The organism is Staphylococcus condimenti (genome assembly GCF_001618885.1).
GTDB lineage: Bacteria > Bacillota > Bacilli > Staphylococcales > Staphylococcaceae > Staphylococcus > Staphylococcus condimenti.
In genome coordinates this window covers 1,517,168-1,537,677 of the sequence record NZ_CP015114.1, presented here as the reverse complement: position 1 = coordinate 1,537,677, position 20,510 = coordinate 1,517,168, and the positions used below count along the sequence as shown (strand labels likewise).

Genomic DNA, 20,510 nt, shown 5'->3' with positions numbered 1-20,510 from the left:
TTTTTGTTGATGACCACATTGTATATTGCTCTTTATTAGTTTGTCAACAGAATTTTCAGAATAATGCGTAAAAAAGTTTTTTAAAGGTGCTTTGATTCTTAGAGCGCCAAGCAGTACAAGAAATTTAAATTTTTTGAATTTTTTTATTTTGGTGTGACGATTCAGTTTGTTCTTTTTAGCAAGAATAAGAAAAATTGCTTTATTGCAGACCGTATTTTTTTTACAATAAGAGAGGAGTATTGATAAGAAAGGTGGGTTGCGATATGTCTGATAATAAACATGAGCAGCACGCGCAAGTTGAAGAGATTTTACTAAAAGACATTCGTCCAAATCCCTATCAGCCGCGCAAACATTTTGAAGAAGCAAGATTAGAAGACTTAGCTGCGTCTATCAATGAACATGGCGTATTGCAGCCGATTATCTTACGTAAAACTGTAAGAGGATATCATATTGTAGTAGGCGAACGACGTTTCAGGGCTTCGCAAAAAGCAGGTAAAACACATATTCCAGCGATTGTAAAAGAAATGACAGAAGCAGATATGATGGAACTTGCTATTATTGAGAATTTGCAGCGTGAAGATTTGAATGCAGTGGAAGAAGCGGAAAGTTATCGTAAATTGATGGACGATCTGCAACTGACACAAAAAGAAGTTGCGACACGATTAGGTAAGTCTCGTCCATATATTGCAAACATGCTGCGCTTGTTGAATTTACCAACTGACATTACGCAATACATCAAAGAAGGAAAACTATCAGGTGCACATGGCCGTACTTTATTGATGCTGAAAGATGAAAAGATGATGAAACGGACTGCAAAACAAGCCATTCATGAAGCATGGAGTGTGCGGTGCTTAGAAAAGTACGTGAGTGAATTGACTTCTGATGAGAAGAAAGAAAAACCAGAGAAACAACAGACTAAAAAACCGCGTTTGATTCAACGAGAAGAACGTCGTTTGAAAGAGCGCTATGGTACAAACGTAGCTATTACCACCAAACGTAATAAAGGACAGATTACATTTGAGTTTACTTCAGAAGAAGAATTTATGCGCTTAATAGAAGCTTTCAATGGTGAATCGTAAGAAATTGTGCGTAATTCGTGATAAAATGTATATTTGATGTAAAAAAATATGATTAAAACATCATGCAGTTAAGACAGGAGGAAGACGGCTTGAAAACGTTTTGGAATACTTTAAATGGGGTCTTCGATTCATTAATTGAACCTTTTACGAAGTCTGAAACATATGCAGATCTTTTGAACAAGTTGATTATGATATTAATTTATATCATTGTCGCGGTTATTGTTATAAAAATCTTAAATAAATCGATTGAACAATTTTTCAAATTACAAAATCGGAGTAGTCATGGCAGAAAACGTTCTGTGACACTGACTGCTTTAGTGCAAAACGTTGTCCGTTATGTTGTATGGTTCATCGTACTGACAACAATTTTAGGCAAATTCGGTATCAGTGTCACGGGTCTCTTAGCTGGTGCTGGCGTTGTCGGACTGGCAATCGGCTTTGGTGCTCAAACAATTGTTAAAGATATCATTACAGGTTTCTTTATTATCTTTGAAAATCAATTTGATGTCGGAGATTATGTTAAAATCAATATGAACGGAACTCCGATTACAGAGGGAACAGTTCAAACGATTGGTCTGCGTTCGACACGCATTCATGCCTATACTGGCGAACTGACAGTTTTACCTAATAGTGTGATGTCTGAGATTACCAATTTCTCAATTTCAAATGCAAAAGCATTGGTGGAAGTACCGATTGCTATGGATGAAGATGTAGATAAGGTTGAAGAGAAACTCAACGATTTCTTAGCAACATTGCATTCAAATTATTATATTTTTGTTTCTAAACCAGAAATCCTTGGTATTGAGGATTTAACGGGTAATGCCTATGTTTTAAAAGTGGCAGCTGAAACGACGCCGAATAATGCCGTCCCAGGATCTCGTATCTTGCGTAAAGAGATTGCGAACTTCTTGAATAAAGAAGATATCAAGTCTCCTACACCAGTTATGATGCAATATAACGGTCAATTCGGACAAAATGATAAATCATAATGATGGGGGATTGTGTAAATGGCAATTCAGTATGGTCTGAATGATATTGTGGAAATGAAAAAAGCACATGCGTGCGGTGAAAATCGTTTTAAAATTATTCGCATGGGTGCAGATATTAGAATTAAATGTGAAAAGTGCCATCGAAGTATTATGATGCCTCGTACAGAGTTCAATAAAAAATTAAAAAAAGTACTTGTATCAAATGATGCAAAAAAGAAGGAGAATGAATAATGGCTTTAACAGCTGGTATCGTGGGCTTGCCGAACGTCGGAAAGTCTACTCTATTTAACGCAATTACAAAAGCAGGTGCGCTTGCTGCAAACTATCCATTCGCTACAATCGACCCTAACGTAGGTATTGTAGAAGTACCGGATTCACGTTTACAAGCATTATCTGATATCGTAAATCCTAAGAAAGTTATCCCAACTACTTTCGAATTTACTGATATTGCAGGTATTGTAAAAGGGGCTTCTAAAGGCGAAGGTCTTGGTAACAAATTCTTATCACATATCCGTGAAGTAGATGCTATTTGTCAGGTAGTTCGTGCATTTGACGATGATAACATTACACACGTTTCTGGTCGTGTAGATCCTTTAGATGATATTGAAGTCATTAATATGGAACTTGTATTAGCGGATTTAGAATCTGTAGATAAACGTTTACCACGTTTAGAAAAAATGGCACGTCAAAAAGATAAAGATGCAGTGAATGAAGTACGTATTTTAGAACGTATCAAAGAAGCTTTAGAGGCCGGGGACCCTGTCCGCAGTCTTGAATTCAATGAAGAAGATGCAAAATATGTGAAACAAGCACAATTATTAACTTCTAAACCGATGATTTATATCGCTAATGTTGGTGAAGATGAAATTAATGAAGCAGACAATGAAAAGGTAACGGCAATTAGAGAATATGCTGATAAAGAAGGTTCTGAAGTCATTGTAATCAGTGCTAAAATTGAAGAAGAAATTGCGACATTAGATGATGAAGATAAAGAAATGTTCTTAGAAGATTTAGGAATTACAGAACCAGGTCTTGATCGTTTAATCCGCAGCACTTATGACTTACTTGGTCTTGCGACTTACTTTACTGCAGGTGTACAAGAAGTACGCGCTTGGACATTCCGTAAAGGCATGACAGCACCGCAATGTGCGGGTATTATTCATACAGACTTCGAACGCGGCTTCATTCGTGCAGAAGTTACAAGCTTTAAAGACTATGTGGAAAATAATGGTGAGCATGGTGCTAAAGAAGCAGGTAAAATGCGCTTAGAAGGTAAAGATTATATCATGCAAGATGGCGACGTTGTACACTTCAGATTTAACGTGTAAATAAAGCTAATAAATAAACGGAAAAGTTCTTAGATTAACTAAAGAACTTTTCCGTTTTTTATATTAATTTAAATTTTGTAGTATAACCATACGATATCTCCGTCCAATTGTTCAACATGGTGAATTTTATATTTTTGGATGATATCACTTTTATCTTTATCATTATTATCAAATAAATTTGGACGGTTAAAATGATCATCTACTACAGGAGCGATGATGACACTAATTTCATCAACTAATCCTTGTTCAAAGAAAGACCAGTTAACTCCGCCACCGCCTGATAAGGTAAGTTTATCTAAGTTGAATAGTTGATTTAATTTAGAAACAACAGATTTTAAATCTAATTTTTTGTTTGGACCTCCGAAAACATAAGAAATATTTAGGTTTCTTAAATGTTCAAGATAGGCATCAGATACATTTTCTGAAAGTACTTCGATAATATGCATTTTAGGTCGATTACGGAATTTGATGTAATTTTGTTCCCAAGCAGCTTTACCAGAAGGGTCAATAGAAATAACATAATGATCTAAGTCTGTATTTGCGATAAAATCCTCATTTCTTGAATAGGATTTAGGATTTTCTGGTAGGTTAGGCATTTCTTTGCTTGTAAAATTTTCTTCGATAGTTTTGCGCCCTAATATCATTGCTTTTGAATTTATTTTTTCGTCCGCATATTCATATGCTTTTCCTAAGTTTGATCCTGCAGCTTTATTATAAGGGCCTGTGATATTACCGTTGATTGATTCAGACATATGCAAAATTATTTTAGGTCTAGTCATCAAAATACCTCCTATTGTAGTGGAAAGAAATATAATCAACGTACTACTTATTTTTATATAGTTAATGGTAGCACCTTAAAAAGAGGTTACAAACAATAAGTGTCGAAAATAGAGTAATAATACTCAGATACGATAAAAAGAGTTTGATTAGACGGAGGGGTGTCTAACTAAACTCTTTTTATTATGAATTTAACAATATACTAGAGGCTTAATCAACTCCATTTAATTGTTGGAATACAATCTTTAAATGTCTGTCATGTTGTAACGAATCAGTAAATTTCACGAAGTCACCTAACGTAAAATTTAATTCTAAATTTAAAAAAATGCGCTATTTACAATAAAATCGTGTTAAAATAAAAGTAGTAAATAACAACATGAGAAGTGATGAAATATATGACAAAACAACAAAAAAAGAATAACGTTTTTCGACCACAAAGTAAGAACCGATACCGCATTAGGAAGTTCAATGTAGGACTTGCATCTGTTCTCTTTGGAACATTTTTAATTTATGCAAATCCTGCAAATCATGCTGAAGCAGCTGAAACAGAAGCAGCTTCATCTCCTCAAATAGAAAAGGTCAATCAACCAAGTACTGCGACATCTGAAAACATCGACCAAGCATCTAAGAACAATCAACCTGAAACCTCGGAAAATTCTCAATTGCAGAACCAACAGCCAAAAGCAAATGCAACTGATCAACCACTTATTCAAAATGAAACCCAAACTACACCTGAAAACAATGTAGTGACACGAGAAGCACAACCTGAGACACCTACATCAGAAACTACGAATACCCCAAATCAAAATGAAACTCAACAACCAAATTATCATGCATCATCACCGGAAGCTAAAGCGAAACCTATAGAAGCTATTCAAGGTATTAAAGAACAAGTATATAGTAAATCTGTCACTGTATATCCAGCTTCAACCGTTGCTAAAACAGCAAGTGAAAAACGGGGCATTAATCAAGCTCGCGAAAGCCTTGGTTTAATCGTTCCGCAAAATAAAAAACTTTATATTCGCCAAGCAAAAGGAAGTAATGAAGCAGATTTGCGTGTAGATTTAATGACAGATGACAGTAAGCAAATTAAAAACGCAACAATATCTAAAAACGGTGCATGGAATTCGATTTCTACTGGTATCGACAGTGCTGCATTCTTGCGAATACCTGTGGGATTAAATCATAATCCGATTGTTGAATATTATGTAGAAGACGATGCAGGCATTACATTACCGACTTTCCGCAAAGAAGGAGACCAACAAGCTTTTCTTGATGATTGGAAAAAACGTGATACACCTTATGGCTATGTAGATGGAGATAAAATTGCATTTTTAATACCGAAAATCGATTTACCAAGAATTGAGCAATTCGGTGTAAATCCTACGAGTCTAAGTTATAAAAATTTAGATGATATGATTAATTATTATGAAGATATCATCAAGCATTATGATGAGTGGGTGGGACTGAATGATGACATCAATTCTGTGCATTATAATGTGCCGCAAAAGTATTTTACAATTGCTGATAAAAATGGATTCGGTTTAGCATATTACTCTTCTAATTTAATGGGATCAAACAGTCCTTCTATGTACGGCTATTTGGTAAAAGGATGGCTTGCATTGCATGAGGTAGGCCATGGATATGATGGCATTATGGTTAATGATGAAGATATGAATTTGATGGAAGTCGAAAATAATATTTTAGCAAACCAATATCAAACAACAGTGATAGGAATAGATAGCGGTTGGCTATATGAAGGACACCAAGAAAGTACACAACGTAATATTCATAACCGTATAATCGATTCAAACGGTACTTTTAAATTTGGCAATATCGGATATAGAGAACGTCTTGATTTTATGACTAAAATGGTAAGACTTACTGGTATAGATGGATTTACTGAGATGTGGAAAGGTATTAGAGAAGAAGAAGCAGCTGCTGATAAATTACACAACCCATTTATTCAAGATGTACCACGATGGATTAATACGTACTGGTTAGCTGATCAAGGTGTAAATGGCACAGCATATTTTGATTTGTATAATATCGATTTATCGCAAGTTTTGAAAGACAAGCTCGCTTCTTACGATAATAGTTTCGCTTATCCGCTTGCTATGTTGATTCAAGACAAAGCAGAATTAGAACGTATTAAGCAGAAGTTGAGTCTTGCTACTGAATATGAATTAGTAAAATCGTCTGATTTGGCAGATACATCTATTTTTTCAAATGCAGAAATCACTTTGAATTTAAACGGACAAACTTTACCGGATAATGTAAAGGTCAGCCTATTGGAAAATGGAAAAGAAGTAGCACAAGCGACAGTGAAAGACGGGAAGGCAGTCTTCCCTCATATAAGAGCAGGTGTTTATCAAATTGCTGCACCGTTATCACTAGAGAATGCATTGCCTCGAAGTCAATATTTAATTGTGAAAGAAGCGGGTAATAACACTGCAGTTTTAGACTACCCGACGTATGAAGGAACACAGTCGAATGTTGAACAAAGGATCTCTTTGAGAGGTTTGAGCAATAGAGAATTTGCTTTTGTTGATTATTATCCAGAAAAGAAAATGGTTAAATTTGTAGAAAACTCTGGTCAACCTCATTTCTATTTTAATGATGAATATGCACACGTAAAAATTGAAAAAGCAGATGGCACAGTCGTTTTAGATGAATCTTTAGTTGGTAGTCAAAAATTCTCTTACAAAATACAAGAATTCAACTTGGATTATGGTGATAAAATTATTGTTCGACATAGAGAACCTGCTGCGAGACGAAAAGTAGTTCGAAAAGAAACGAATGAAGATCTTGTATTTCCATATGCTAGCAATGAAACAGTAACATACACACTTACAGATAAAGGATTTATCATTAATGATGAAACAGAGGCTGATGCTAACAGAAGATATAGTACAGCTATTACTTCAGATGTAGATAAAATAGCAGCTGATATTAAAGCTAATCCTGATAGAAATTATAGAACACAACTTTTCCATGCCTTACAAGGTACAAAACATGTAAATGATGCTATAAAAACCGAATTAGAAGGTATTTTACAACCTTTAGTTGAAAAATACTTTGTGACAGAACCCATCGTGAATCACATTGAAAAAGGTGCTGCAACAATAACTGGTGAAGGACAGCCTGAAAGTACAATTGTTGTCACTTTTCCAAATCAAATTTCTTCAACGGTTGAGGTTGACACAGAAGGTAAATGGAAAGTCGATGTTCCTGAAGGATTAACTTTAGAACATAACGATGTTACGTTGGTTAAAGCGATAGGAGAATTAGGTTCTATAAGTAATGAAGTAATAGGGAAAGTTGAAGATAGTATTAGTCCTGAGGTACCGCATATCAATGAAATCGAAGCAGGTGCTAATGAAATTAAAGGGACAAGTGAACCCAATAGTATCGTTGTTATTACTCTGCCAGAAGGAACTACAGTTGAAGTAGAAACGGACAACGATGGGAACTGGAAATTGGAAACAAATGATAAATTAAGTTATGGAGCGACCATTGAAGCAGTGGCTAAAGACTTAGTAGGAAACGTTTCGGAAAAAGTAAGCATAATTGTAAAAGATACGATACCACCGACATCGCCTACTGTTAATCTGTTAAAATCCACTGATACTGAACTAACTGGGACAGCAGAACCAAACTCTAAAATTACAATTAAGTTAAATGATCGAATAGTCGCTGTTGAAACAAATGTAGAAGGACAATGGAAATACGTATTAGATGAAACCACCCAATTAAAAGGTGACACAGTCGTAATAGTTGCTGCTACAGATAAAGCTGGCAATCAATCTTTAAACACTGAAGTTACTGTTGAAAATATAATTATTCCAAAACCAACAGAAGAATCAATTGATAATAACCAAATAGAAGAAGATATCTGGGGATTGATCGACGGTAAAGGCAATGCTGAGGCTATAAAAAATAGTAATTTAGATTATGAGTATAATGGAGCAAAAACAGAAGAAACTGCAGGTGATTGTGACATTGAAGAGGAAGAAGAAACAAGTAAAGTGTTAACACCTTTGCCTGAAAGAGAAGATAAACCGCTAGATACACCAACTACTCAAACACAAGACGATGAAAATCATGAATATCATGACACAACCGCTAATAAAGTAGATAACAAAAAAGACAATGAATCGTCTCCAGTGAATACCAATAATCAATATATTCAAGTTGATAACCAACCTTTAAACAGTGAAGGTGTTGTCGATGTAATTGTTCCGATAACAAATAATACTGAAAAGACACCGAAAGTAGCAGAAGAACCAGAAAAAACGGAAAGAACTTATAAAGACAAAGAAGAAGTTACGCATATAATACAACCATTACCGTATGAAAAGACAACGACAGATGAATCTGAAATTACAATGGCACCATCTAATATTGTTCATAAGGAAGAAACTGTTTTGAAAGCAAAACTGAATAAGAATGCAGTTGATTCAACGGCGTTTATCATTAATGAAAGAATTAAAAGCCAACAATTACACATTTCGAATGTTGTAGAGAATGATTATTCTATTTACAAACCGAAAAAAGAAGCCGTCGTTCAATCAAAATTACCAATGACGGGTATTTCAAATAAGGAAGGCATAAGTCCTTTAAAAGGGTTAGTGTTGATTTCTGGTCTCGTGTTATTAGGGATTGCAATTAAACGTAAAGAAAACGAATATTAGGAAGAAAAAAGCATGCTCAAGTTTGTGTTTAAACACAAACTTGAGCATGCTTTCTAATTTGTATTGAATGTTCGTCTTTTCAGAAGTGCATTCTAATATTTTAATTTGGACTAAAATTTAAACGAAAAGCTATAGATATTTTTAATCATAGTCTCCTGATAGATTATTAATAGGATAGAATTGATCTTTTAATTCTAATTTTAATGTTTCAGCATTCACTAGACCGATAGTTTTGTCGCTATCATATAGTTCTAATAAATAAGAAGCCATTTCTTCAGGTGTATTATAATTTTCGACATTACCTTGATATTCAAAGCTATCTTTATCTAAAGAGCGTTGCATGAATTTAGTATCAGTAGGCGCAGGAGCTAATACTTTAGCCCGCATTTTGGCATCTTTGTTTTTTAACAATACATTTAATCCTTCTGTATAAGCAGAGACATAATATTTAGTTGCTGTATAAGTTAATGAAACAGGGAAAATTTCGTAACCAGCAACTGAAGAAAGATTGATAACTTGAGTACCTTCGACATTTTCATAATCTCTGACAAATAAGGAAGTGAGAATTGTCAATGCTTCAACATTTAAGCGAATCATTTTTTCTGTTTTATCAAAATCTTGATCACTGATTTGGTTGAAATCTCCGAAACCAGCGTTATTAATAACAGTTTGAAGTTCATAATCTTTGAGTTCGTCATAAAGTTGATATACTTTTTTAGGTTCTGATAAATCTACTGATTTAATAACTACATCTAATTTAGGGTGTTGCGATTGAATTTTCTCTTTCAACGCTTGTAAGTTTTCTTCATTGCGTGCAATGAGTATAAGGTTGTTTTCTCGATCAGCAAATTTTAAAGCTGTTTCATAGCCGATTCCAGAACTAGCCCCTGTAATTAATGTATATTTCATAACAGATAATCCTCCTTATATCGAATAAAGAAATGATACAACATCTACAAATAATTGTGCAAAATATTTATTTGGACAGATATTAATGTAAACTATATTCAATAGAAAAATAAATACGTCCTTCATAGCTTTACCCTTTTAAGTATCTGGCTATGAAGGACGTTTTCAATATGACATTATAATGTTAATTTTAATGGATTTTAACCAATATCGCCTAAAGTAGCGACCATTACTGCTTTGATAGTGTGCATACGGTTTTCAGCTTCTTGGAATACAACAGAGTGTTTGCCTTCGAAGACTTCGTCTGTAACTTCCATTTCTTTCAAGCTGTATTTGTCATAAATTTCTTTACCGATTTTAGTGTCAGTGTTGTGGAATGATGGCAAGCAGTGTTCGAAGATAACACGTGGGTTGCCTGTTTTTTCAATCATTTCTTGGTTGACTTGGTAAGGTTTCAATAATTTGATACGTTCTTCCCAAACTTCGTCAGGTTCGCCCATAGATACCCAAACGTCTGTGTAAAGTACGTCAGATCCTTTAACACCTTTGTCGATATCATCAGTTACCAAGATTTCGCCGCCGTTTTCTTTAGCTAATTCTTTACAACGATTCAATAATTCATCAGTCGGGTTCAATTCTTGCGGACATACTAAGTGGAAGCGCATACCCATAATTGCAGCACCTGCCATCAATGCGTTCGCAACGTTGTTGCGTCCGTCTCCGACATATGTGAAGTTGATTTCGTGATAAGGTTTTTTCAATGTTTCTTTAGCAGTCAAGAAGTCAGCCAATACTTGAGTCGGGTGATCTTCGTCTGTTAAACCGTTCCATACCGGAACGCCTGATTCTTTAGCCAATGTTTCAACAGTACGTTGAGAGAATCCGCGGTATTCGATACCGTCATACATGCCGCCTAAAACGCGTGCTGTATCTGCTGCTGTTTCTTTTTTGCCCATTTGGCTGCCTGTAGATCCAAGGTAAGTAACGTGAGCACCTTGGTCGTAAGCTGCAACTTCAAATGCGCAACGAGTACGAGTTGAGTCTTTTTCAAAAATTAATGCAATGTTTTTTCCTTTCATCGTCTGCTGCTCAATACCTGCGTATTTCGCTCTTTTCAAATCTTCTGAAAGATTAAGTAAAAATTCGACTTCTTTCTGTGAAAAATCTAATAATGTTAGGAAATTTCTGTTTCTTAAGTTTTGCATTATACATACAACTCCTCTTTGTGATTGATTTCACCTTAATTATAAGCGCTTACAATTTAAAAACCAATTTAAAACATGTTCGTCTACAAAACTTTCACATTTCTGCAACAAATTAACAAAGAATATATATTTTTAATATTTAGTTTTAGATTACACATTGTACGTATACCCTGTTTCACCTTATTAAATAATAAAAAGGAGTGTTTCAACGTAATGAAATTTGTATGAAACTAATTGTCTTTATAAACGTCTTTAAAAAGATTCGATTTTTAAAATATTCGTGATAATATCATCGATTTTATGCATTACTTCATGAGAGACACTATCTACTTCGCGATAATGACGTGTACTTAAATCTAAAGTTCTGATTTGACCTACATCTATTGTGCCTTTAATATGATGTTCCATTGTTTTCAAAGCAACATCAGTAGGATACTTAACAGGGCGGCTCGTAATAGGAGAAACCCATACTAAACTTGTTTTGTTGTTGAAACTTGTACGGCTTAAAACAACGCATGGTCGATACTTTCCTTTTTCACGACCAAGTATCGGATCTAAATTCACATCAATAATTTTGTATTGTTCTACCATTTTTCACGCTCCGATGCTTCGCCCCATTGGTGTGTTTCATAATCATCATAAGTGCCGCCTTGTTCAAAAAATTGATTCCATTCTTCTGAAAAACTTTGATGTTTTTCTTTTTTTAGAATAATTTGGCCATCAACAATTTCTTGTACCAATACATCGCCGGGTTTTAAGTTTAAAGATTTTATTATTGGTTCAGGTAGAATCACAGCATGTTCTTGTCCAGTTTTAAAAATATGTGTTCGATTTTCAGACATAATAAACACCTCGCTATATGCATATTTTAACTTAATACAAAGAAAAGATGTGAATATTAACTATCCGTACCGTCAGAACTAAAAAATCTTCTTTTATTTATTAAAATTATAGTATAATATAGATATAAATAAACAAAAGATAGAGGTGTAATACATAATGCAATTTTTGGGCGGTATATGTTTTATCGTATTTTTTATATTTTTAATTCGTCTAATTTATTTAGCAATTAAAGGAAAACCGAAAAAAACTGCTGCAATCACTTTAGTTGCCAGCCTTTTTCTAGGTTTACTTCTAACTGGTTTAGGTGGTGAAGATGATGAGTCTTCAAACCATGAGCAAAAAACAGCGCATCAAACTAAAGAGAAGGAACAAAAAGCACCTGAAAAAGATTCAGATGCTGAGAATGATAAAGAAAAAGAATTTAAGGCTGCTCCAACAAAAAGTCCTGAATCTGAAGACAAATCAAAAAAGGAACATGAAACAGAAAAATCAGAACCCAAACCTGAAGCTAAAAAAGAAGCTAATGGCTTAGTGAAGGAAGAAGTAACTTATGCGAGGGCAGTTGATGGAGATACAGTGCGTTTAATGTACGATGGGAAAGAGGCTGTTTTCCGTTTGCTATTAATTGATACTCCTGAAACAAAGCACCCTACAAAAGGTGTGCAACCCTATGGTAAAGAAGCTTCAGCTTATACGAAAAATATGTTAGAAAATGCTTCGAAAATTGAAGTTGAATTTGATAAGGGTGGAAAGACTGACAAATATGGGCGTTATTTAGCTTATGTATATGCAGATGGCAAAATGGTTAATGATGCACTTGTACGTCAGGGATTAGCAAAAGTAGCTTATATTTATCCTCCTAGTATTACATACTTGGATCAGTTAAAAGAAAGTCAACGTTTAGCTCAAGAAGAACACTTGAATATTTGGAGTGGAGAAACACCTGCAGGTACAGAATCTCAATCAAGCACACCTCAAGCAACACAAGCACCGCAACAACCACAAAGTCAGTCTGAAGGCAGTGTTCCTTCAGTTAGTGAAACAAACCAAAACACAAGTGGAACAGCAAGTGAAAGCTATCCGAATTGCACTGCTTTGAGACAAGCACACCCAGAGGGTGTTCCACAAGGACATCCTGCTTATCAAGCAAAAATGGATCGTGATAAAGATGGTTATGCTTGTGAGATTAACTAACAAAACGATATGAAAAGTGTTATGAAAATGATTGTAAAAAGTAATTGCGTGTGCTATAATTCTTGATTGTGAGTAATGAAAATTATTCCTTGCTTGCTACACTTGATAGTAAGCCGCATAGACCACAAGGAGGTGCAAATATAAAATGAGAACATATGAAATTATGTACGTTGTTCGTCCGAACATTGAAGACGAAGCGAGAAAAGCATTAGTTGAACGTTTCAACGGTATTTTAACAAACGACGGTGCTGAAATCATCGAAGAGAAAGATTGGGGCAAACGTCGCCTTGCTTACGAAATTGAAGATTTCAAAGAAGGTTACTACAACATTGTACGTATCAACACTGAAAACAGTGAAGCTACAGACGAATTCCAACGTTTAGCTAAAATCAATGACGATATCATTCGTTACATTGTAATCCGCGAAGACGAAGACAAGTAAAAAACAGAATGGGGGCGTTTAAATGCTTAACAGAGTTGTATTGGTAGGACGTTTAACTCGAGATCCTGAATACAGAACGACACCCTCAGGCGTAAGTGTAGCGACTTTTACCCTAGCGGTTAATCGTACGTTTACGAATGCGCAAGGGGAACGTGAAGCAGACTTCATTAACTGTGTTGTTTTTAGAAAACAAGCAGAAAATGTAAACAATTATTTGTTTAAAGGCAGTCTAGCTGGCGTTGACGGTCGCTTGCAATCACGCAGTTACGAAAACCAAGAAGGACGTCGTATTTTTGTGACAGAAGTTGTGTGTGACAGCGTTCAATTCCTTGAACCTAAATCACAAAACCAACGTCATGGCGGCCAACAATCTGGAGGAGGCAATCAATTCCAAGATTACGGTCAAAGTTACGGTGGACAACAACAAGGTCAAAATACGTCATCTTATCAAAACCAAAATTCATCAAAATCTGGACAATTTGATAATCCATTTGCAAATGCAAACGGACCGATTGATATCAGTGATGATGATTTACCATTCTAATAAACGTGTAATGAACGTAGAAATTTGAAAAACTCAATTAAAGGAGGCAGTTAACCATGGCAGGTGGACCAAGAAGAGGCGGACGTCGTCGTAAAAAAGTTTGTTATTTCACAGCAAACGGTATTACACACATCGACTATAAAGATACAGATTTATTAAAACGTTTTATCTCAGAACGCGGTAAAATTTTACCACGTCGTGTAACTGGCACTTCAGCTAAATATCAACGTATGTTGACTACAGCTATCAAACGTGCTCGTCATATGGCTTTATTACCATATGTTAAAGAAGAAAACTAAGATAAAACTTATAGATAAACCCCGTAGGTATAGGCTCTACGGGGTTTTTTTATGTTCAATATAATGAAAGAAGGACAAAAAAGGGCGACTTAAAATAGTTTTGGAATTATATATTAATAACATAGAACAACATGAAAATCACAGTTGAAATCTGAGCTATTAATTTGTTCTTGTCACTTAAACCTCTAAAAAGCCTCTGAATCTCAATGTTTGACCCACTATACATAAAGGTAAATCTACTATTAATAGGATGAATAAAATCTCAGTTATCCCGATATTATATCTATTAAAAATATAGCTTTAGATATCAATTAATGAGGAGATGGATAAGTATGAATGATGAAAGAAGATACGAGTTGTTGAAAATGTTTTTACGACCTACAGAAGATGACGGTGAAACAACATCACAGAAACAATTTGAAGAATTGAAAGATGACATCATTACTTTAAGCCATGAAGGTTATGTAGAGATTGATTATATAGACGGAGAAATAGATTCGTGGAAAGTTACAGATGAAGGTAAGAAGTTCGTAAATGAACACGGAAAATAATGGGAAGCACTCACTTAGCAAGTGGGTGTTTTTAATTTGCCTAAATATTAAAGAATAGATGTATTTTTCTTAGAAAATCTTCTCATAATCTAAAATTTATATTCAAATATAATTCTTAAAAATAGTTAATAATTAAAAATACAATTGAGAATAGTTATCATTAGTGGTAATTTATTATCAAAGTCTTAAGCTACGTATTTGTATAGATATTTTAAGTGGAGGAGATAGAAATGCAGCAAGATAAGTTAGAAATTAAAGATTTAATCAACATTGGACTTTTCACAGCCATCTTTTTTGTGCTTATCACACCTGTTGGTATCGCGGGAATTGTGCCGATAATTATGTTTTTCTTACCTGCATTGATTGCATTGATAGGCAGTGTTCCTATTATGCTGCTTGTCGCAAAAACACAAAAGTTCGGTGCTTTAAGTCTCTGCGGAATTATTGTGAGTTTAGTTCTTTTTATAATGGGGCATCCAGGATTTGCCTTGATTACAGGGATACCGTTACCAATCTTAGCTGATTTAATTATGAAAATTGGTAAATACCAGCATTGGCTTTCTCTAAGTTTAGGTTATATTGTATTCTCTTTTTGGTCACTCGGCAGTCTGCTTCCATTTTATTTTACGCGACAATCTTACTTTTCATATTTACAAGAGAAAAGAGGCAGTGATTATATATATGTTTTAGAAAAGTTATTTACACTGCAAACATTGCCAATCATTGTGATTTCATGTGCAATTGGTGCTTTGCTCGGTATTCTTATAGCTAAATTATTATTTAAAAAGCATTTTGTACGTGCAGGTATTGTTTAATGAAAAGTAAAAAAATCGATCCAAGGGTAAAATTATTGAGTTTATTTTTGATTTCTTTTATTGCTATGACAGGTACAACAGTTGGAAATCAAATTTATCCGCGATTACTTATTATTATCATACCGGCTTTTTGTTTGGTTTATTTAGGATTTAATAAATTGGGCAGTTTATGTTTGATACTTCTGTTTGCGGGCTGGTATGGAGAGTCTTTTCCTTTTGGAAACCAGTATTCTGCAACTAACAGTCTTATTTTTATTACTGCTAATTTGATAACACGTTTTCTTCCTCCAGCACTTATGGGTTATATCTTAATAAAAACAACATCAGTGGAAGAATTTATCAGAGCACTTGAAAAATTGAGAGTTCCTAATACATTAACGATACCAATTGCAGTCATGTTTCGCTTTTTGCCAGTCGTTTTTCAAGAATCAAGAAATATCAAATATGCGATGCGTATGCGAGGGGTAACGCTAGGACAATCTTTGGTGCATCCTATCCGCTATACTGAAATGCGCATTGTGCCGCTTATCAACAGTATGGTAAAAATTTCAACTGAACTCACTGCTGCTTCTTTAACAAGAGGACTGTCAGCAAAGACTGCGCGTACTTCTATTATTCAACTCAAATTAACAAATGAGGATAAGATCTTCGCTATCTTAATTTTAGTGTTGGCTATCATCTATTACGGTATATAAGGAGCAGTATTTATGATTAGGTTTGAAAATGTGACTTTTAAATATAATACTGCCGATAAAGCGGCATTAACTGATTTCAATATACATATTAATCCAGGAACAGTAGTTTGTTTAACTGGTCTATCCGGTTGCGGCAAATCGACAGTTTTAAGGTTGATCAATGGATTGATACCCCACTTTTTCCCGGGAAATATTTCAGGGAACATTTATATAGATAAGCAAAATAGCAATCGATATACATTCGAAGATTCAGCTCGAAAGATAGGCAGTGTTTTTCAAAACCCGAGAACGCAATTCTTCTGTACGAATGTTGTAAATGAATTAGCTTTTGAATTAGAAAATAATCAAGTAAACCCTGAAGTAATTCAATCTCGTATTGACGCTGTAGTGGAACGTTATCAATTAAAGCATTTAATTTACCGAGATGTTTTTCATTTATCAGGTGGTGAGCAACAAATCATTGCTTGTGCGTGTATGGAAATTGCAGGACACGAAATCATTATCATGGATGAGCCTTCTTCAAACTTAGATTTTAAAGCAATAGAAAAGTTATCTGCAATGATTGAAAATTGGAAGCAGCAAGGGAAGACAATCGTTATCGCAGAACATCGGCTGCATTATCTCATAGACATTGCTGACAAATTTGTGTTGATGCGAGAAGGACAAGTATTTAAAGAATGGGATAACCAGAGTTTTAAACAGCTCAACCAAGAAAAAATAAGAGAATACGGGTTGAGAGCACCGCATTTATCGAAGATTCAAATTCCATATAAAAAGCAGGTCGCTAAAGACGTTATTTATTTATATGAATGGCACTATCGCTATCAAAAAAAGACTGATCTGGCCTTAAATATTAATACATTTGCAATGAATAAAGGCGCGATTACTGCAATTATTGGTAATAACGGAGCAGGAAAATCAACGTTTGCGAAGTGCATGATAGGTGCATTGAAACTCAATTCAGAAGCGGTGTTCTTTCATAGAAGCGCAAAAAAGAGTCAAAAACAATGGAAACATTGCTTTTATCAAGTATTCCAAAATGTTCAAGCACAATTGTTTGGTGAAACAGTGGAAGAAGAGCTTCGTTTTAGCAATTCAGTCATGAATGAAGAAGATTTGATAAAAACATTAAAATCAATAGATCTTGAGAAGCATCGAAATAAGCATCCATTAGCATTATCAAATGGCGAGATGCAGCGTTTAGCTATTGCCAGTGCAATAGAAAGCCGAAGGCCTATTCTGATTTTTGATGAACCGTCTAGCGGTTTAGATGGAAAAAGAATGTTGGCATTTGCAGAAGAACTAAAAAAGATTAAAAAACAAGGATATACCATCTTAGTAATTTCTCATGATTATGAGTTAATCATGAATTGTGCTGATGACATTGTAGAATTTGATCAAGGAAGAATAAAGCATCACTATACTTTGGATCGAGAAAGGGTCTTTCTGCTTCGAAAGTTTTTTAATATCAACACAAACTAAATATAAAAAATTATACAATAAAGGTATTTTGAATATATTAGAACAAAACGAAAAATAATAATGACATTTTAAAATTATGTGATATACTACACCTATACAAGTCGATGAGAATGATTATCATTTGGATTTGTAAATATTTATTAGGAGCGTTATCAACGTGAAAAACAACAAAGAGAGAACAGTTAAGAATCAAGCCAACCAGAAAACGTACCAATATTCTATTCGCAAATTTACAGTCGGAGCAGCATCTATAGCCGTTGGGGCGGCTATCTTTATGGGCGGACAAGCTCAAGCAGCTGAACAAGAAGGAAACAAAGAAGTTGCAGTCACAGAACAAGCAGCACCATTAGCAGATGCAGGTGAGAAAGCAGCAGATACAAACGTTGCAGAAAAAGTTGAAGAAAACAAAGCAATAGCACCGCAACCTGCACCAGCACCTGTTGCAAACGAAGCAGCAACTCCTGAAAACGAAGCAGCACCTGTTGCTGAAAAAGAAGTTAAACCTGTTTCAGAAGCGGCATCGGCTCCTGTAAAGGTAGATGAGAAAGCAGATGTTCCTGTTAAAGTAGCACCTGAGAAAAAAGCTTATTACTCAGTAAAAGAAGAAATTAATAAGCCGTTATCACCAGACGCTCATGAAAAAGATCAACGTTTCCCAGTTGAATTTAAAGCAGTAAAAAAAGGAACAGATAATGAAGCCTTTTACCATGAAACAAACATTAAGCATCCTGCTCAAATAATCAAAGGTGATAAAGAATCAACAGTTGAATTGACTTTAGATGCTGCGTCAACATGGGATAAATTTGAAATATATAATAATGATCAAAAATTAGATACAAAGATGACTTCATATGATGCAGCTAAGGCTTTAGCGAAATTACAATTCTTAGTACCGAATGGTACAGAAAAGGTAACAGTTAAATCATCAATGGACTCAAAAATTCTTAGATTGCATGAAGATTTTGGAGATGTAGAACTACAATTTGCTCAACCGATTAATGGTAAAAATTCAAATCATATATCTGAAGAAGATTATAAGAAATTAAAAGAAACAGAAGCTTTCAGAAATGCAATTACGTTAGAAGATAAGATTTATCAATATAAAAAATTAATCAATAAAGACAGAGTACCAACACAGGAAGAAAAAGCGTATTTAGCAGATTTAGAGAAAGATTTGGCTGAAGAAATTGAATCAGCTAAAACAGAATTTAAAAATGCGCCTATTGAAAAAGTGGAAATTTCAAACCCTACACCACATAACTTTGAAGTTTTGCATAGTAAGAAAAACGAGCCATCCCATATGAACTTTGAAGTGGTAAAACCAATGCAAGTTTTCGAAAAAGATGGGCAAAAATTTGTTGCGATGACAATTAAGTCAGACAAAATCTGGGATGACTTTATGGTTGCAGGAGAAACGGGCTATGAGCGTGTGAAAACAATTGCACGTGATGCTCAAAAAGACCAAAGAACTGTCATTTTTCCATATCAAGAAGGTGTTGAGCAATACAACGCGATTGTTAAAGTCAGCTTAAAAGATTTGGATTACCAAGGTGCATATCATGTGAGAATCAAAGATTTAGGCGAAGTTAAAGGGGATTCTAAACTTCCAGATGCTGATAAACAAGAAAAACCAGCTCCAAAACCAGCGCCGGCTCCAGACCGTCAAGGAGATAAAGTCGCACCTGATAAGGAAGAAATGAATACAGCGCCAATTTCAAAAGAATTGAACTTTGTAGTGAAGAAAGATGGCGAAGACAAAAAATCAGTGATGGATGACTATATGGAACATCCTGCCAAAGTAATTAAGGAGAACAATAAAACTTATGTTCAATTTACAATTAAAAATCCAACTTGGTGGAAATCATTCGAATTATTTGACGGCAAACAAAAATTAAACACAAAAGTAGTATCAGAATCAGATACACAAAAAGTGATTAATGTTGAAGTGAAACCAGGTACTAAAATGCTGACTTCTAAAGTTCATATTGTAGTTCCGGGCATTAACTATGACAACAAATATACAACGCAAATTGTCTTTGCAGAACCTGTCAGCGATTTAAAAGTACCTGATAAGCAAGACAATAAGCTACAACCAAAACCTATGCCGCAACCAAAACCAGATCATCAAGATAAATCTGAAGAAAAAACTCCAAAACATGATGATGCAGTAAAACCGTCACCTAAAAAGCCGGATGCATCAGAATCAATGGATAAAGAAAAAGCACCGAAGCATGAAGAAGCAGTAAAACCAGAGCCAAACAAACCGAATACAACACCATCTGAAAAATCAGAGGTTAAACCGATGGGTGCTCAAACAGATAAAGAGCATGTACAAGATGCTGCGGTATTAGAACCAAGCATGAAAGAAATGTCGTCATTGAAACTTCAACCTTTAGGTACAGCTAAAGCAGAAACAATGAAATCTAAAGCTGATGCACAAAGTAAAACAGCAAATAAACATGTTGAAGCTCAAAAACCTAAAGCAAAATCATTACCGAAAACAGGTAACCAACAAGAGTCTACTACAACATTCGGTATTTTATCAGTATTCCTAGGAAGCATCGCTTTATTCTGGAACAGACGTGTTAAATCAAAGAAAAATAACTTGTAATCAGTCCAAAGCATAGTAAAAAAGAGGTTGTGTTCAGTCAGCACAACCTCTCA

The 20,510-nt window shown here is 34.7% G+C and carries 19 protein-coding genes; 14 read left to right on the top strand and 5 right to left on the bottom strand.

Annotated elements, in window-relative coordinates; translation table 11 throughout:
• Positions 1 to 263 precede the first annotated feature (263 nt).
• From A4G25_RS07750 to ychF, 4 genes are all read left to right on the top strand, one after another.
• Positions 264 to 1,079 (top strand): ParB/RepB/Spo0J family partition protein, encoded by an 816-nt coding sequence (locus tag A4G25_RS07750; RefSeq protein WP_047131973.1) that lies wholly within the window; start codon positions 264 to 266, stop codon positions 1,077 to 1,079.
• A gap of 89 nt (positions 1,080 to 1,168) precedes the next feature.
• Positions 1,169 to 2,068 carry a mechanosensitive ion channel family protein gene (locus A4G25_RS07745; protein ID WP_047131972.1) on the top strand — a complete coding sequence of 300 codons (900 nt, stop codon included), beginning with the start codon at positions 1,169 to 1,171 and terminating at the stop codon, positions 2,066 to 2,068.
• Between the two features lie 18 nt (positions 2,069 to 2,086).
• Positions 2,087 to 2,299 (top strand): DUF951 domain-containing protein, encoded by a 213-nt coding sequence (locus A4G25_RS07740; protein WP_012664047.1) that lies wholly within the window; start codon positions 2,087 to 2,089, stop codon positions 2,297 to 2,299.
• On the top strand, positions 2,299 to 3,396 hold the full coding sequence (gene ychF, locus A4G25_RS07735) for a redox-regulated ATPase YchF (RefSeq protein ID WP_047131971.1): 1,098 nt from the start codon (positions 2,299 to 2,301) through the stop codon (positions 3,394 to 3,396). Before A4G25_RS07740 ends, ychF begins: the two co-directional genes overlap by 1 nt.
• Before the next feature lie 68 nt (positions 3,397 to 3,464).
• Here the strand turns inward: ychF and A4G25_RS07730 are convergent, their stop codons facing one another.
• Positions 3,465 to 4,175: a dihydrofolate reductase family protein gene (locus tag A4G25_RS07730; RefSeq protein ID WP_047131970.1), complete on the bottom strand. Its 711-nt coding sequence runs from the start codon at positions 4,173 to 4,175 to the stop codon at positions 3,465 to 3,467.
• 393 nt (positions 4,176 to 4,568) lie between these two features.
• Between A4G25_RS07730 and A4G25_RS07725 the strand changes: the two genes are divergently transcribed.
• Positions 4,569 to 8,867 carry an Ig-like domain-containing protein gene (locus A4G25_RS07725; RefSeq protein ID WP_047131969.1) on the top strand — a complete coding sequence of 1,433 codons (4,299 nt, stop codon included), beginning with the start codon at positions 4,569 to 4,571 and terminating at the stop codon, positions 8,865 to 8,867.
• 141 nt (positions 8,868 to 9,008) lie between these two features.
• Here A4G25_RS07725 and A4G25_RS07720 read toward each other — a convergent pair whose 3' ends face one another.
• From A4G25_RS07720 to A4G25_RS07705, 4 genes are all read right to left on the bottom strand, one after another.
• Positions 9,009 to 9,776: an SDR family NAD(P)-dependent oxidoreductase gene (locus A4G25_RS07720; protein ID WP_047131968.1), complete on the bottom strand. Its 768-nt coding sequence runs from the start codon at positions 9,774 to 9,776 to the stop codon at positions 9,009 to 9,011.
• 200 nt (positions 9,777 to 9,976) lie between these two features.
• The gene (argF, locus tag A4G25_RS07715) at positions 9,977 to 10,981 is read right to left on the bottom strand and encodes an ornithine carbamoyltransferase (RefSeq protein ID WP_063164631.1); all 1,005 of its coding nucleotides are present in this window, start codon (positions 10,979 to 10,981) and stop codon (positions 9,977 to 9,979) included.
• Between the two features lie 252 nt (positions 10,982 to 11,233).
• Complete coding sequence (locus A4G25_RS07710) at positions 11,234 to 11,572, bottom strand: type II toxin-antitoxin system PemK/MazF family toxin (RefSeq protein WP_047132294.1); 339 nt, start codon at positions 11,570 to 11,572, stop codon at positions 11,234 to 11,236.
• On the bottom strand, positions 11,566 to 11,823 hold the full coding sequence (locus A4G25_RS07705) for an AbrB/MazE/SpoVT family DNA-binding domain-containing protein (protein ID WP_047132293.1): 258 nt from the start codon (positions 11,821 to 11,823) through the stop codon (positions 11,566 to 11,568). Before A4G25_RS07705 ends, A4G25_RS07710 begins: the two co-directional genes overlap by 7 nt.
• 157 nt (positions 11,824 to 11,980) lie before the next feature.
• Here A4G25_RS07705 and A4G25_RS07700 point away from each other — a divergent pair, with 157 nt between their 5' ends.
• The 9 genes from A4G25_RS07700 to A4G25_RS07660 all read left to right on the top strand — a co-directional run bounded on the left by A4G25_RS07700 (position 11,981) and on the right by A4G25_RS07660 (position 20,457).
• Entirely contained in the window at positions 11,981 to 13,018 is a 1,038-nt protein-coding gene (locus tag A4G25_RS07700) for a thermonuclease family protein (protein ID WP_052766760.1), read from the top strand.
• Positions 13,019 to 13,163: 145 nt separating this feature from the next.
• Positions 13,164 to 13,460 (top strand): 30S ribosomal protein S6, encoded by a 297-nt coding sequence (rpsF, locus tag A4G25_RS07695; protein ID WP_047132292.1) that lies wholly within the window; start codon positions 13,164 to 13,166, stop codon positions 13,458 to 13,460.
• Between the two features lie 22 nt (positions 13,461 to 13,482).
• On the top strand, positions 13,483 to 14,004 hold the full coding sequence (ssb, locus tag A4G25_RS07690) for a single-stranded DNA-binding protein (protein ID WP_047132291.1): 522 nt from the start codon (positions 13,483 to 13,485) through the stop codon (positions 14,002 to 14,004).
• Between the two features lie 56 nt (positions 14,005 to 14,060).
• Positions 14,061 to 14,303, top strand: coding sequence for a 30S ribosomal protein S18 (gene rpsR / locus A4G25_RS07685; protein WP_012664058.1), 243 nt, complete (start codon positions 14,061 to 14,063; stop codon positions 14,301 to 14,303).
• A gap of 332 nt (positions 14,304 to 14,635) precedes the next feature.
• Positions 14,636 to 14,854 carry a hypothetical protein gene (locus A4G25_RS07680; protein WP_047132290.1) on the top strand — a complete coding sequence of 73 codons (219 nt, stop codon included), beginning with the start codon at positions 14,636 to 14,638 and terminating at the stop codon, positions 14,852 to 14,854.
• 230 nt (positions 14,855 to 15,084) lie between these two features.
• Positions 15,085 to 15,669, top strand: coding sequence for an MptD family putative ECF transporter S component (locus tag A4G25_RS07675; protein WP_047132289.1), 585 nt, complete (start codon positions 15,085 to 15,087; stop codon positions 15,667 to 15,669).
• A complete protein-coding gene (locus A4G25_RS07670; RefSeq protein WP_047132288.1) occupies positions 15,669 to 16,364 on the top strand; it encodes an energy-coupling factor transporter transmembrane component T in 696 nt (231 codons plus the stop codon). The genes A4G25_RS07675 and A4G25_RS07670 overlap by 1 nt, the downstream gene beginning before the upstream one ends.
• A gap of 12 nt (positions 16,365 to 16,376) precedes the next feature.
• A complete protein-coding gene (locus A4G25_RS07665) occupies positions 16,377 to 17,846 on the top strand; it encodes an ABC transporter ATP-binding protein (protein WP_047132287.1) in 1,470 nt (489 codons plus the stop codon).
• A gap of 157 nt (positions 17,847 to 18,003) precedes the next feature.
• The gene (locus A4G25_RS07660) at positions 18,004 to 20,457 is read left to right on the top strand and encodes an NEAT domain-containing protein (protein WP_047132286.1); all 2,454 of its coding nucleotides are present in this window, start codon (positions 18,004 to 18,006) and stop codon (positions 20,455 to 20,457) included.
• Positions 20,458 to 20,510 lie beyond the last annotated feature (53 nt).